A 14438-nucleotide genomic window follows, 5' to 3' on the forward strand; every position below is an offset into this window, starting at 1 on the left:
GGCTTTCACCAGCCTTGCAGGGCGCGGCACCTGAATTTTCCCCAAGGCTCTTGCGATTTCAACAAAGCCACGCTAACACTTTTCGCCATGATCAAGACGCTGAACATTGCTAACTGGTGGTGGGCTCGCTAAAGGCGGCCGTGACCAGTCATGTGAAGCGTTAAGCTACAAGCCGCCCCGAGAACCTCAGGCGGCTTTTTTTGTGTCTGGCTGCCTGAGGAAGGGGCCAGATAAGGAAGAGGGACTATGAGTACGCGGGTTTTGGACGACGGTTCGGAGGCATATGTCACAAAGGGTGGCGTGACAGTCGTCCGCCAGCGGCGCGAGGTCGACTATAGCGATGCGCTTTCCAGCTATATCGACATGCTGGATGAGCGCCGCGGCGCGGCTTTGTCGTCCAATTATGAATATCCCGGCCGTTACACCCGCTGGGATACGGCCATCGTCGATCCGCCGGTCGGTATTTCCTCTTTCGGACGCAATGTCTGGGTGGAAGCCTATAATGAGCGCGGCGAGGTCATTCTTGACTTTATAGCCGGTGCGCTTGCCAAGGTCGGCGAGTTGACGATGGGAGAGCGAACCGCTCGTCGGCTTGATCTGAGCGTCAACGAGCCTGATCGGACATTCACGGAAGAAGAACGGTCGAAAATGCCGACGGTCTTCACCGCCATTCGTGCCATCACCGAGCTTTTCCATTCCAAGGAAGATGCCAGCATCGGCCTTTACGGCGCTTTCGGCTATGATCTCGCCTTCCAGTTCGATGCCATCAAACTGCAGCTCGAGCGGCCCAAGGATCAGCGCGACATGGTGCTTTTCCTTCCCGACGAAGTGCTGGTGGTGGATAACTATTCGGCGCGCGCCTGGGTCGACCGTTACGATTTCGAGATGGGCGGCAAGACCACCAAAGGCAAGGCGGGCGACATTCCGGCAGAGCCGTTCAAACAAACGGACTCCATTCCGCCGCGCAGCGACCATCAGGTCGGCGAATATGCAAAACTGGTGGTGAAGGCCAAGGAGAGTTTCCGCAAGGGTGATCTTTTCGAAGTGGTGCCGGGGCAGAAGTTCATGGAGCGCTGCGAAAGCAAGCCATCGCAGATTTCCCGGCGGCTGAAGGAAATCAACCCGTCGCCCTATTCCTTCTTCATCAATCTCGGAAACCAGGAATATCTGGTTGGTGCCTCGCCTGAAATGTTTGTGCGTGTGACCGGCCGGCGCATCGAAACATGCCCGATCTCCGGGACGATCAAACGCGGTGAAGATGCCATTGCCGATAGCGAGCAGATCCTGAAGCTGCTCAATTCGAAGAAAGATGAGTCCGAACTGACCATGTGTTCGGATGTGGACCGCAACGACAAGTCGCGTGTTTGCGAGCCGGGTTCGGTGAAGGTGATCGGCCGTCGCCAGATCGAGATGTATTCGCGCCTCATCCACACTGTGGACCATATCGAGGGGCGGCTGCGGGAAGATATGGACGCCTTTGACGGTTTCCTCTCGCATGCCTGGGCGGTGACAGTGACGGGTGCGCCGAAACTGTGGGCCATGCGGTTTATCGAAAATCATGAAAAGAGCCCGCGCGCCTGGTATGGCGGGGCCATTGGCATGGTGGGCTTTAATGGTGATATGAATACCGGCCTGACGCTGCGCACCGTTCGCATCAAGAACGGCATTGCCGAGGTGCGTGCGGGTGCCACGCTTCTCAATGATTCCAATCCGGAAGAGGAAGAAGCAGAAACGGAACTGAAAGCTTCAGCCATGATTTCAGCCATTCGCGATGCCGGTGCCGGCAATTCTTCAAAAGCCTCTCGCGAGGCGGCGAAGGTGGGCAGCGGAGTGAAAATCCTGTTGGTGGATCACGAGGATTCCTTCGTGCATACGCTTGCCAACTATTTCCGCCAGACCGGCGCGACGGTCACGACCGTACGCTCACCGGTGGCCGATGATGTGTTTGATCGGATTGATCCTGATCTTGTTGTGCTGTCGCCGGGGCCGGGCTCTCCGCAGGATTTCGATACCAAGACGACGATCAAGAAGGCGCGGTCACGCTCGCTTCCAATCTTCGGCGTCTGCCTCGGGCTTCAGGCGCTTGCCGAGGCCTATGGCGGTGAGCTGCGCCAACTTGCCATTCCCATGCATGGAAAGCCGTCGCGGATCCGGGTGCTGGAGCAGGGGACTGTATTTTCGGGTCTTTCGAAAGATATCACCGTTGGACGGTATCACTCCATTTTCGCCGATCCTTCGACCCTGCACCCCGATTTCATGATCACGGCAGAAAGCGAAGACGGAACGATCATGGGGATTGAGCATTCCAAAGAGCCGGTTGCCGCCGTTCAGTTCCATCCCGAATCCATCATGACACTCGGTCAGGACGCCGGCATGCGCATGATTGAAAACGTGGTGGCGCATCTGTCCAAACGGGCGCGCGTGAAAGCGGCTTAAGCGCATTCAAACTATGCTGAGTGGGCAGCGGTGCCGTTCAACACCGCTGCCCTTTTTGATCAATGATGATGATGCGCCGGCTCTGTCACCATCAGCAAGGGAGCGGGATGTTTTAGCGCGTGCGGATCCTCTCCATCCTTGGCGATTTCATTCCATTCAAGTTTTTCATCTCCGCATGTTTGGGTGACGATGAAGGGCAGGGCCGTTCCGGCTTCAATGCCTGTGACTTTCCCTTGCATGGTAAATACATCGTAGAAGTCGTCCGGCAGGCTGCCGTCCTTCCAGATGATTTCCACAGGTCCCGATTTTACCTCAGTACCGTGATTTTCGTAGGTCTTTTGATAGTCGCCCTTGATGATCTCCAAAGTCCAGCCTGCCTTTGGCATCGGCTTGGCGAGAATGAAACCCTCCGGCATTTTCACTGAAACCGCGTTGGTATCCTTGCCGTCGCAGCCATGCGGGATTTGCACTTGCGCCACGAAATAGCTTTCAGCAGCTGCTTCGCGTGTGACCAATGTTGAGTGGGCGAGAGCCTGTGTGGATGAAATCGCGGCAAGGCCAAGGGTGATCGTCATCAATTTGTTGAAGTTCATCGCATTTCTCCAAGGCGCACGGGTTCTTTGACAGCCGTGGCCAAAAATCTGTTGAAGTTTGATTTGTTTCGAGATTCAGCCGATGAACGGTGGCGCACGGGACCGCGGCCTTGCTATCGCGGTCTTCTGCTCAGGTCCTTCGTACTTCCGGGAAAGCAGGCGTTTCCCGGCAATAGTAGATGGAAGGTATGTCTCGTAGTTGCAATTTTGACTGAACAGAGAGTGGGAAAGTGTGCAGAATTCACAAGGATGCGACTGGTGTTCCGGCGCGCCGGGTTCCTGCCCTTGTGCACAAAGCGACGCAAAGCTTCCATCTGGAAGTTGATAGGCGACGTCATAATTGCCGGCGTGAACAAGCGGTGGCCTGTACGTGAAGCCAGCAAGCATCAGCGCAACAATAAACAGAAGTCTTATGACATGACCCCGGCGCATGAAATGCCGTCATTCCTTTAAAAGTTTACCGTCGCAGTTAGCTTATTTATCTGCCATTAACAACTGGCATTTTGCCCCGTCTCGCACTTGCCAATCAGTCACCTGCAATGGGACGAAATCTGCCTTCAAAACCGCACCGGGCGCAGCGGCTCCACGTCAATCAGCGTTTGTTGTCCCGCGATATTCTGCGCGACGAGATAGCCGGTCAGAGCACCCAGCGTCAGGCCGATATGGCCGTGGCCGAATGCGTAGGTCACATTGGGTGATTTGGGCGAGGGGCCGATGACGGGCAGCGAGTCCGGCATGGAGGGACGAAAACCCATCCACTCGTCGGTTGCGGTTCCCACATTGGGGAGCAATTTGGGTGTCGCATTGCGCAGCATGGCGGTGCGTTTGGGATTGAGCGGCCTTTTGAGCCCGCCGAATTCAACGGTGCCGACGGTGCGAATGCCATTCTGCATCGGCACCATGTAAAATCCGTGTTCAGGGTAGCAGACGGGCCGGTTCAGAAGATCGCGACCTTCCGGGAAAAGGACGTGATAGCCGCGTTCGGTGTCAAGCAGGACCTTGTCGCCCAACTGCGCACAAAACCGCTTGGAATGCGCACCGGCGGCGATAACAATATGACCGGCCTCGACGGGATCGCCGCTTGTGTGAACTTTGCCGCCGGTTTCGTTGGCCTCAACGTTCAGGGCTTCCTGCCTGACGAATGTGCCGCCTGCCGCCTCGAAGGCGCGGGCAAGCGCTTGGGCGAGTTGCAGCGGGCTCCAAAGATTGAACGAGTCCCTGTAAAGCGCGCCGCGCTCATAAACCGGGGCAAGATTGGGCTCCAGGTCGCGGATTTCATCGCGGCTGACCTCATCGATCGCCACGCCATATTTGGCGCGCAGCCGGTCGTTTTGCTCGGCAGAGCGGTAATCGGCTTCGCTCTTGTAGAGATAAAGGCAGCCGTTTTCGCGGCGCAGATGCATGCTTTCGGATTGCTGCATCAGCGGCAACCAGGCAGCATCGGCATGATAGAGCATCTGGCCCAATACGGAGGAAATACGTTCGACCTCTTTTGTTCGGCTGGCAGAGAGAAACGCGATCAGCCAAGGAGCCAATTGCGGCAGATAGCGCCAGATGATCGAGAGTGGTGCGTCTGCGCGCAGGAGCATGCGGGGGACATCCCAGACAATGCCCGGCGTTCCAACCGGCAGCACCGCGTGGGCTGCAATCGTGCAGGCGTTCCCATAGGAGCAGGCGTTGCGATAGGACACGTTGCCGGTCGGCGGCTCAGGATCGATGATCGTCACTTTGTGACCTGCACGCTGCAGCCAGAGGGCCGAGCATAGTCCCACGAAGCCTGCGCCGATGACGGCAATGGTCTGTCGCTGGTTTTCCGCAAGCGGAGCGATTTCGAGAGGGGTTTGGTTCAATGCAGTCATTGGGCAGTCACCGAGGCAGTCATGCAGGTCTCGAAGGCTTTCAATGGGGTTGGCCTTTGGCCAAGCACTATATGATTTGGGGTGGTTGTTCCACGACAATTCATCGGCAAAGCTTCCGGTGTATTTTTTCAAACATGCCTTGCCCTCGTCATAGGTCGGGTCTATCCCACGCTGAGATTTGAACGGGGACCGGCAACGATGCCGACTTTTTCGCCAATCGTGCGGCGCTTAGCATTCTGGACCATTCCGGTCGCTTTCGGCGTCATGGGGCTGAAGGCGCTTGCCTGGTATGTGACGGGTTCGGTGGCGCTACTTTCGGATGCGCTGGAATCAACCGTCAACGTGATTGCGGCCATCGTCGCCTATGCCGCAATTCGATATTCGCAGAAGCCCGCCGACCACGACCATCAGTTCGGACACTATAAGGCTGAATATCTTTCGGCGGTCATCGAGGGCGTGATGATTGTCGTGGCCGCGCTGTTGATTGTTCGCCAGGCCAGTGCTGATCTCCTGGCGCCCGAACTGCCGCAGGCGCCGGTGCTCGGTCTTTCGATCAATCTTGCCGCAGCGGCCATCAATGCCATTTGGGCATGGGCTTTGATCAGGGCCGGCAAGGCAAACCATTCTCCGGCGCTGACTGCGGACGGTCGTCATATTCTCTCCGACGTTGTCACATCGGGTGGGGTCCTTGTTGGTTTGTTGCTGGTTTTGGCGACCGGCTATGCCATTCTCGATCCGATCATGGCGCTGATTGTTGCCGTAAACATTCTCTTCCAGGGCTGGAAAGTCATTTCGCATTCGCTGGATGGTTTGATGGACCGGGCGGTGACGCCGGAAGAGGAAACCGATATCAAACAGGCAATCGCCGACCACGCGACGGGTTCTATCGGGGTGCATGATTTGAGAACGCGTCGTGCGGGGCCAGCCGTCTTTATCGATTTCCACCTCGTTGTGCCGAAGAACATGGCTGTCGGCGATGCACATGCGATTTGTGACCGGCTTGAAGACGCGATCCATGCCATCATTTCCGGTGCCAGCATCGCAATTCATGTTGAACCGGAAGGTGAAAAGGCGCATGGCAGGCGCGTCAAAATCTGAACGGAGAGACGCACATGTCCAAGACCGATGTTTCCGGGCTGACGCAGCTTGGTGCGAATACACAGGCGCCAACGTCGCCTGAGGAAGCCGTGCTTGAGCGCGTTCCCAACAGCAATGCGGGAACCCAGTATGTCACGCGGTTTACGGCACCTGAATTTACCTCGCTTTGCCCGATGACAGGGCAGCCGGATTTCGCCCATATCGTTATCGATTATGTGCCGGGTGAATGGCTGGTGGAATCCAAGTCTCTGAAGCTCTTTCTGTTTTCCTTCCGCAACCATGGGGCCTTTCACGAGGATTGCTCGGTCTATATCGCCAAGCGGCTGGTTGCGCTTCTTGACCCTGAATGGTTGAGGATCGGTGCCTACTGGTATCCGCGCGGGGGCATTCCGATTGATGTGTTCTGGCAGACCGGCGCGCCGCCGGAAGGTTTGTGGCTGCCGGATCAGGGCGTGCCGACCTATCGAGGCCGGGGATAACAAAAAAGGCGGACTGCAAAGCCCGCCTTTTTTCAATGCGTGTTTTGATGGTTCAGCCGAGCATCAAAGCAAGGCCGGCAACTGCGGTGCCTGCGCCGAGGAAGCGGGCGACGTTTTCGTAGCGGCCAAGCGCAACACCAAGACCCACGCCGGCAGCGTGCAGGAGGATTGTTGCTGCGACAAAGCCAAGGCCAAACTGCATGGCACCGGCAGCACCGAGCTCAGAACCGTGCGCATAGCCGTGGAAGAGGGCAAAAACGGCAACCACTGCGGCAGAGGCACCCAATGGGAAACGCACAGCCATGGCCACCAGCAGGCCCAGCGCGACGATGGAGGCCATGATCGCGGGTTCGACAAAAGGAAGTGCAACGCCGTAAAGTGCCAGTGCGAAGCCGACGGCCATCGTTGTGACAAATGCCGCTGGAACCGCGATCTTCGCTTTGCCGCCGATCATAGCCGCCCAAAGGCCGACCGACACCATAGCCAGAATGTGGTCAAGGCCTGTGAAGGGGTGGGAGAGACCAGCCATGAAAGAACCATGCTCGGCAGGGTTCAGGTGGGCGAAGGCCGGTGTTGCGGCTGCAAAGGCGATGGTGGAAAGCGAAATTTTCTTGAACATTATGTCCCTCTTTCTGGTCAACAAGGCACCCCGGATTGGGTCGTGCCGATTCCGATTGAATATCCTTCAATGTTAGGAGAAGTTCGGACGCGCTGTCCATTGAAATTTTGACGTGCATAGTTCCAATTGCGACTGCACAGACTTTTTTGTCCGAACGGAACGGACGTGCCGATCAAAAGTTACCATGAAAATGATGCTGTTCAATCAGGAGTGAGAAAAGATGGAAAACGTGAAAGTCGCTGTTCTTGTCGGTAGCCTGCGCGAGGGTTCGCTGAACCGTAAGCTCGCTAAAGCGCTGGAGCGGGTGGCACCCGAGAATCTGGCCTTTTCCTTTGTGGAAATCGGCGATCTGCCGTTTTACAATTCCGATCTTGAAGATGAAGCGCCTGCAGCCTGGAAGGATTTCCGTTCTTCCATCACCGCCTGCGATGCGGTCCTCTTCGTTACGCCGGAATATAACCGCTCGCTGCCAGCGTCGCTGAAAAATGCGCTCGATGTCGGCTCGCGGCCGATGGGTTCGAGTGTCTGGAACGGGAAGCCGGGTGCGGTGGTTACCGGCTCACCCGGTGCGATAGGCGGCTTTGGTGCGAACCATCATCTTCGCCAGTCGCTGGTTTTCCTCAATGTGCCGGCCATGGCGCAGCCTGAGGCTTATATTGGTGGTCTTGGTAATCTGTTCGATGACAGCGGAAACGTGACCAACGAGAACACAAAGACGTTTCTCGAAACGTTCATGAAGGCGTTTGCGGCATGGATCGACAAGCATCGTTAGGCACATGCCTTTCTAAAGATCAGGTATGAATTGAGGCTCAGCCGCAGGCGGGCCGGGCATTCCGGCCCTGTCCATTTTAGCGCCCTTTTAAGCCTGTCTTAAATGTTGCATTGTTTTCTCATCCGAGTCGCCTTATCTCAAGGAGAATTCGAATGGAATATTCTGGAGTTTGCGGAATGCGCATGGAAGAAGACGACGAGAAGACGAAAGAAGCGCCGTTGGGCAAGGATGCGGAGGCAGCACTTTTCAAGTCGCGCTCCATCTTCATCTATGGTGGCATTACGCAGGAACTGGCCAACAAGGTTTGCGCGCAGCTTGTGGCACTGGCCGCTGCTGGTGACGAAGACATCCGCATCTTTGTGAATTCTCCTGGCGGTCATGTGGAATCGGGTGATTCCATCCATGACATGATCAAGTTCATCAAGCCGAAGGTCTGGATGATCGGCACGGGCTGGGTCGCTTCCGCCGGTGCGTTGATTTACGTCTCGGTCCCCAAGGAGCGCCGTGTTTGCCTGGCCAATACCCGCTTCCTGCTGCACCAACCCTCCGGTGGTACGCGCGGCATGGCATCCGATATCGAGATTCAGGCCCGCGAGATCATCAAGATGAACGAGCGCCTGAACAAGATTTTCTCCGAGGCCACCGGCCAGCCGGTTGAGAAAATCGCCAAGGACACCGACCGCGACTACTGGCTCTCTGCCGAAGACGCCAAGGAATATGGTCTCGTTTCGAAGATCATCACCTCGCAGGACGAAATCGGCTGATTTACAGCCGCTGCCGTCGACTTTTGAAGGCCCGCCCGGTTCACCCGGCGGGCCTTTCGATTTTCATCGCACCGGCTGGATTTGAGATGCAACAATCGCTATGCAAAATTGCTTGAGGCAATTTGGAATTTTAAAAGGCATATGTTCAAAGATATTTCCGCGCAGTCTTTCTTCATGGGCATTCTGGTGGCTTTCGCCGGTTTTGCGAGTTCTTTTGCTGTCGTCCTGCAGGGGCTTGAAGGGGTTGGCGCAACGCCTGCACAGGCGGCATCAGGTCTGGCCGCGCTTTCCATTGCCATGGGGCTATGCGGGATCGTGCTGTCGCTCTGGTCCAAAATGCCGATTTCGGTTGCCTGGTCGACGCCGGGAGCTGCACTACTGGCCGGCACGGGTGTCGTCGAAGGTGGCTTTTCAGCAGCGGTCGGGGCATTCCTGATATCATCGGCATTGATTGTTGCAGCCGGTCTATTCAGACCGTTCGGGCGGGCCGTGGCCTCCATTCCGCCGTCGCTCTCCAATGCCATGCTGGCGGGCATCGTGCTGCCGCTTTGCCTGGCTCCCGTGACTGCAGTCGGCATTGATCCTCTGGGCGGTATCCTGATTTTTGCAGCCTGGGCGGTTGTCGGTGTCTTCAAGCGCCTCTGGGCGCTACCTGCAGCTCTGGCCGTCTTTGTCGGTCTCACTGCCTACCATCTGAATGGCTCGTTTGATCCCTCGAGCATGCCGGGGCTAGGGGCAGGGCTGGTCTTTGTCTCACCCGAATTTAATCTGCAGGCCCTGATTTCCATCGCACTGCCGCTCTTCATCGTCACCATGGCGTCTCAGAATATTCCTGGTGTGGCTGTCTTGAAGGTCAATGGTTATGAGCCGGCTCCGGGACCGCTTTTTGCCAGTACAGGTGTTTTCTCGCTGCTTTCGGCGCCGTTCGGCGGGTTGGCCGTCAATCTGGCCGCAATCACGGCGGCCATGTGTGCGGGGGCGGATGCGCATCCCGATACGACAAAACGCTATTGGGCGGCGGCCTTTGGCGGGCTTTTCTATATCCTCTTCGGATTGGCAACTGGCGTGATCACCTGGTTTGTCTCGCTTTCTGATCCTGTCTATATCAAGGCCGTGGCAGGTCTTGCGTTGATTGGCGCGCTGACGGGGGCCGCAACGGCGGCCTTCAGCGATCCGCGCACACGCGAGGCGGCGGGCGTTACCTTTCTGGTCACAGCCTCCGGGCTCTCGTTCGGTGGGGTGTCGGGCGCATTCTGGGGCCTCATTGCCGGTGGCGCGGTGCTGGCGATGAATGCCGTTTTTCGCAAGGACTTGCCATAATCCAAATGCCGGGCTATACGGCTTGCCATGAAGACACGGTTCGAAAAACAGACGACGACGATTTCGCGGGAGCGCAATGCTTCCGGTATCATCGCGCGCACCGTAAACTCGCTTCTTCTCCTCGGCCTTACACGCGGTTGCCGGGTCTGAGGAAAGAGCGCCCGGCGGCCGAAAACCGCCTGAGGCAAAAGCGCTCTTTCAAAATCACCCTATAACTTGAATTTCAGGCGTAAAGATTGCGCCGATGTGTGTCGCCAAAGCTTCTTTGATGGGCTAAAAGCGCGGCACAAGGGAAGAGACGAGACGACAATGATCAAGCAAGTTTATCATCCGCAAAACGGCATGCCGGCTGCCGGCGTGAAATATCAGGCCTATCCGCAGGTGGGTTTGAGCGACCGCACATGGCCTTCGAAACAGATTGAAAAGCCGCCGATCTGGTGCTCGGTCGATCTGCGTGATGGCAATCAGGCTCTCATCAATCCGATGGGGCATGATCGCAAGGCACGCATGTTTCAGTTGCTGCTCGACATGGGTTTCAAGGAAATCGAGATCGGCTTTCCTTCAGCCTCTCAGACCGACTTCGATTTTGCCCGCTGGTGCATCGAAGAAGGCGGCGTACCCGATGATGTGTCCTTGCAGGTGCTGGTTCAGTGCCGCCCGGAACTGATCACCCGCACTTTCGAGTCGCTGGAAGGCGCCAACAAGCCGATTGTGCATTTCTACAATTCCACCTCGGAATTGCAGCGCCGCGTGGTGTTTGGCAAGGACGTGCAGGGCATCAAGCAGATTGCCGTTGATGCCGCCAAGATGATCCGCGACATGGCGGAGAAGGCGGGCGGTGGTTACCGGTTCGAATATTCGCCGGAAAGCTTTACCGGCACGGAACTGGATGTTGCGCTGGAAATCTCCAATGCGGTGATTGAAGTGATGCAGCCGACGGCGGACAACAAGCTGATCCTGAACCTGCCGGCGACGGTGGAAATGTCCACACCGAACATCTATGCCGACCAGATCGAGTGGATGTGCCGCAACATCGAAAACCGCGAAAATGTGATCGTGTCCCTGCATCCGCACAATGACCGGGGGACCGGCATTGCGGCAACCGAGATGGGCTTGCTGGCTGGTGCTGATCGTGTGGAAGGAACGCTGTTCGGCAATGGCGAGCGGACCGGCAACGTGGATATCGTCACTCTGGCGCTGAACATGTTCACCCAAGGGGTCGATCCGAAGCTCGATTGCTCCGACATCGAGCGCATCAAGGCGGTCTATGAATATTCCAACGAATTGAAGATCCCCGAGCGTCATCCCTATGTGGGTGAGCTGGTTTACACAGCCTTTTCCGGCTCGCACCAGGACGCCATCAACAAGGGCATGAAGGCGATCAAGACGGCCAACAAGCCGCTCTGGGAAGTGCCTTACCTGCCGATTGATCCGCAGGATGTGGGACGCACGTATGAGGCGATTATCCGCATCAACTCGCAGTCGGGCAAGGGCGGCATCGCCTACATCATGGCCGAGGATTACGGGATCAACCTGCCACGCAAATTGCAGGTGGAGTTCCGCGAAGAGATTCAGCGCATTACCGACGAAGAGGGCGTGGAGCTTCCGCCGAAGCGCATCTATGAACGTTTCATGGAGCGCTATGTAGAGCAGCCTGGCGCGCGCCTGAAGTTCCTTGACCACCATTCCCACACCGACCCGAATCGTCCGGGCTATCGCATCGTTGCCGCTGAAATCATCGACAATGGCGAGAAGAAGCGGATCGAGGGCAAGGGTTCCGGTCCCGTGGCAGGGTTTGTTGATGCACTGTCGAAATATCTGGGCATTGATCTGAGTGTGAACGATTATTCCGAACACTCGTTGCAGCATGGTTCGGATGCTTCCGCCATCTGCTATATGGAAATCGATGCAGCGGGCAAGACGGTCCATGGTGTTGGGATCAACGCCAATATCGTGGCGGCATCCCTTGAGGCGATCGTTTCCGCAGCGAACCTGATTGGCCGCTGATTGCTCGCAACAGCGATTTGACCTTGTAGAAAAGGGCGTCTTTGCGGCGCCCTTTTTGATTCCATCGCGGGTCGTTTGCTTTAAATGTTGCCGGTCAATGGTTAGCCTGCACGCTCTAGATGTGATTCTTCCATGAGGTTGCCATGCGTCAGCGCGTTATTCTGTGCCCCCTGATCCAAAACCAGGGTGCTTATCTGCTTTGCAAAATGCCTTCAGACCGCGGGGTATTCCCGGGGCAATGGGCATTGTCGGGTGGTGGGCAGGAGCCTGATGAGACGATTGAAGAGGGGCTTCGGCGCGAAATTCGTGAAGAGCTGGGCGAGGCGCTCGTTATTGAGAAAGTCGAGCCGTGGACGTTCCGGGATGAGCGCCGGGTAAAGACTTATGCCGATGGCACGACGGAAGAGATCTATATGATCTATCTGATTTTCGACTGCCATGCGGGCAATCGCGATGTAAAGATCAATGACGAGTTTGAAGACTTTGCCTGGGTGTTGCCAGAGGATTTGGGTTCGTATGATCTGAACGAGGCAACCCGGTTTACGCTTGTCCAGAAGGGGCTTTTGCAAGGGTAGTGGACTGCCGTTGCGCGCTTGCGTTTTCCGTTGTCGGGGCGTTTCGTCTTTGGCATAGTGACACAATCCATCTTCAACCGCCGGGGATATTGATGGCTATCGAAAGTGATTTTTGCCGCGCAGCCCTGTTTGCGGCTTTCTTTTTCTGTGCCGGGTCCGTTTTCGCGGACCCTTCGTTTGATTGCGCGAAAGCAAATGCCCCGGAGGAGAAGGCGATTTGCGGCGACGATGTTCTTTCCGAACTCGATGTAATGGTGTCGAAAGCCTATGAGGGTTTCGAGGCCTATCATCAGCCGAAGAAGGACGTCGCACGGGCCCTGTTGCAGGACCGGGCAAAATGTGGAGCGGACAAGGCTTGCCTTGCCTCCGTGCTTGCCTATTCACTTTCCACATTCGGGGCGCAATCATCGTCCTGGCCGCAGGACTATGCCCGTGCGCTTGTTGGGCGCAAGGCAGGGCAATTTGCCGCGCAGGAACCTTCTGAAAGCGACGAACTGCCAAGCGTGCCAGCCCAGTGCGTGATGTCCCATGTGACGGAGGTGATGACGCGATTTGGCGAGCCTTTGAGCTACGACAATTCAGAATCCGGCACCGTCTTCCAGTTCGCCAACGGGCTCTACCAGGTTTCCTATGATCGCGAGTGGCCGATGAACGAGGTGAAGGCGGGGCATAAGGTGGTTCTCTGCCTGACGCAAATTCCCCATGATTGCCCGGATGGCGATAATCGCGGTTATTTCTATTATGGGCTGGATACCGAGACACACGGCAGCTGGATCATGCCGGATTCGCAGCATATGTGCGGCGGTGCCTGAGGCTTGAACCCTCGACCCTCGTCAACACCGTTCACGAAAATGTCAGGAGCGATCCGTTTGCTCCAGGCCTGCGTAGTCCCCAAATAGATTATGTGCGGGGTTCTTGCACGAGCCCCTCCGATGACATCAAAAACATGGAGAGGAACATGCAGCTTACACGACGTGGAACTTTGAAACTCGGCGCAGCCGGGCTGATCGGCCTGCAGGCATCCATCATCATGCCGTTTGCAGCACGCGCCGCAGGCGGCGACACCTATGCGGTGGAGGGCGGCGAGGTCGTCGTTCACCCGGTGCAGCACGCCTCATTTGTGATGGAGACCCCGTCGATGGTGATCTACAACGATCCGGTTGGTGGCGCAGCACTCTATGAAAACATGCCGAAGCCTGACCTCGTTCTCATCACCCACGAACATAGCGACCACTACAATGTCGAGACGCTGAATGCCATCGTCGGCGAGAACACCAAGCTGGTGACCAACCCAGCTGTCTACGACATGCTGCCCGAGGACTTGAAGGCGAAGGCGACCGCGATCGCCAATGGTGAAAGCGCGACGGTGAAGGGCATGAGCATCGATGCAATTGCGGCCTACAACACCACCGAGGAGCGCCTGCAGTATCACCCCAAGGGGCGCGATAATGGCTATATCCTGACCATTGGTGGCAAACGCTTCTATATTGCCGGCGATACGGAAGACACTGCGGAAATGCGGGCGCTGGAAGATATCTATGTTGCCTTCGTGCCGATGAACCTGCCTTACACAATGGATGTGGAGCAGGCGAGCGCGGGTGTTGCGGCGTTCGCACCGGAATATGTTTACCCCTATCACTACAAGGGCAGCGACATTGATGCCTTTGCCAAGATGGTGACCGACGCTGGTGTCGAAACCAACGTGGTGAAAGGCCCGTGGTACGGCTGAACGGTTGGTTTTGCCCCATGAATTCGGCTCCGCCGGTTGCTAAATGACCGGCGGGCGCTTAAATTGTTTATACCGATCATCGATTTGTTCCATCGTTTCGAGCCGCCTTGGCTTTGATGGAGCTTGTTCAGGAGCAGACATACCTGCTCTTTCCGGGGCATCTTGCTTCGGCTCGGCGTTTGAAACG

Annotated in this window: 14 protein-coding genes; 11 read left to right on the plus strand and 3 right to left on the minus strand. The window is 56.6% G+C overall.

Annotated features, from left to right (window positions below; all coding sequences use genetic code 11):
• Positions 1–246 precede the first annotated feature (246 nt).
• Positions 247–2436: an anthranilate synthase gene (locus tag NHF56_RS04075; RefSeq protein WP_252801805.1), complete on the plus strand. Its 2190-nt coding sequence runs from the start codon at positions 247–249 to the stop codon at positions 2434–2436.
• Positions 2437–2495: 59 nt separating this feature from the next.
• On the opposite strand, the gene NHF56_RS04080 is transcribed toward NHF56_RS04075, so the two are convergent.
• Positions 2496–3029, minus strand: a complete 534-nt coding sequence (locus NHF56_RS04080) for a YcnI family protein (protein WP_252801806.1) — start codon at positions 3027–3029, stop codon at positions 2496–2498.
• A gap of 557 nt (positions 3030–3586) precedes the next feature.
• Complete coding sequence (locus NHF56_RS04085; RefSeq protein WP_252801807.1) at positions 3587–4888, minus strand: FAD-binding oxidoreductase; 1302 nt, start codon at positions 4886–4888, stop codon at positions 3587–3589.
• A 198-nt stretch (positions 4889–5086) separates the two neighbouring features.
• On the opposite strand from NHF56_RS04085, the gene NHF56_RS04090 reads away from it, so the two are divergent.
• Both NHF56_RS04090 and queF read left to right on the plus strand, forming a co-directional pair.
• Entirely contained in the window at positions 5087–5986 is a 900-nt protein-coding gene (locus tag NHF56_RS04090; RefSeq protein WP_252801808.1) for a cation diffusion facilitator family transporter, read from the plus strand.
• Positions 5987–6000: 14 nt separating this feature from the next.
• On the plus strand, positions 6001–6465 hold the full coding sequence (gene queF / locus NHF56_RS04095; RefSeq protein WP_252801809.1) for a preQ(1) synthase: 465 nt from the start codon (positions 6001–6003) through the stop codon (positions 6463–6465).
• A gap of 52 nt (positions 6466–6517) precedes the next feature.
• Here the strand turns inward: queF and NHF56_RS04100 are convergent, their stop codons facing one another.
• The gene (locus NHF56_RS04100; RefSeq protein ID WP_252801810.1) at positions 6518–7084 is read right to left on the minus strand and encodes a HupE/UreJ family protein; all 567 of its coding nucleotides are present in this window, start codon (positions 7082–7084) and stop codon (positions 6518–6520) included.
• Positions 7085–7304: 220 nt separating this feature from the next.
• On the opposite strand from NHF56_RS04100, the gene NHF56_RS04105 reads away from it, so the two are divergent.
• From NHF56_RS04105 to NHF56_RS04135, 8 genes are all read left to right on the plus strand, one after another.
• Positions 7305–7856, plus strand: a complete 552-nt coding sequence (locus NHF56_RS04105; RefSeq protein ID WP_252801811.1) for an NADPH-dependent FMN reductase — start codon at positions 7305–7307, stop codon at positions 7854–7856.
• A 176-nt stretch (positions 7857–8032) separates the two neighbouring features.
• Positions 8033–8620 (plus strand): ATP-dependent Clp protease proteolytic subunit, encoded by a 588-nt coding sequence (locus NHF56_RS04110; protein WP_252804828.1) that lies wholly within the window; start codon positions 8033–8035, stop codon positions 8618–8620.
• 141 nt (positions 8621–8761) lie between these two features.
• Entirely contained in the window at positions 8762–9940 is a 1179-nt protein-coding gene (locus NHF56_RS04115; RefSeq protein ID WP_252801812.1) for a benzoate/H(+) symporter BenE family transporter, read from the plus strand.
• A 27-nt stretch (positions 9941–9967) separates the two neighbouring features.
• Positions 9968–10090 carry a hypothetical protein gene (locus tag NHF56_RS20850; protein ID WP_256995377.1) on the plus strand — a complete coding sequence of 41 codons (123 nt, stop codon included), beginning with the start codon at positions 9968–9970 and terminating at the stop codon, positions 10088–10090.
• A gap of 159 nt (positions 10091–10249) precedes the next feature.
• Positions 10250–11947 (plus strand): 2-isopropylmalate synthase, encoded by a 1698-nt coding sequence (leuA, locus tag NHF56_RS04120; RefSeq protein WP_252801814.1) that lies wholly within the window; start codon positions 10250–10252, stop codon positions 11945–11947.
• A 143-nt stretch (positions 11948–12090) separates the two neighbouring features.
• Positions 12091–12522, plus strand: a complete 432-nt coding sequence (nudI, locus tag NHF56_RS04125) for a nucleoside triphosphatase NudI (protein WP_252801816.1) — start codon at positions 12091–12093, stop codon at positions 12520–12522.
• 92 nt (positions 12523–12614) lie between these two features.
• Positions 12615–13334, plus strand: coding sequence for a lysozyme inhibitor LprI family protein (locus NHF56_RS04130; protein ID WP_252801817.1), 720 nt, complete (start codon positions 12615–12617; stop codon positions 13332–13334).
• Positions 13335–13480: 146 nt separating this feature from the next.
• On the plus strand, positions 13481–14251 hold the full coding sequence (locus tag NHF56_RS04135) for an MBL fold metallo-hydrolase (protein WP_252801819.1): 771 nt from the start codon (positions 13481–13483) through the stop codon (positions 14249–14251).
• The last annotated feature ends 187 nt before the right edge of the window (positions 14252–14438 follow it).

Origin of the sequence: Rhizobium sp. L1K21, from assembly GCF_024055895.1 — a bacterium.
Classification (GTDB): Bacteria; Pseudomonadota; Alphaproteobacteria; order Rhizobiales; family Rhizobiaceae; genus Ensifer_A.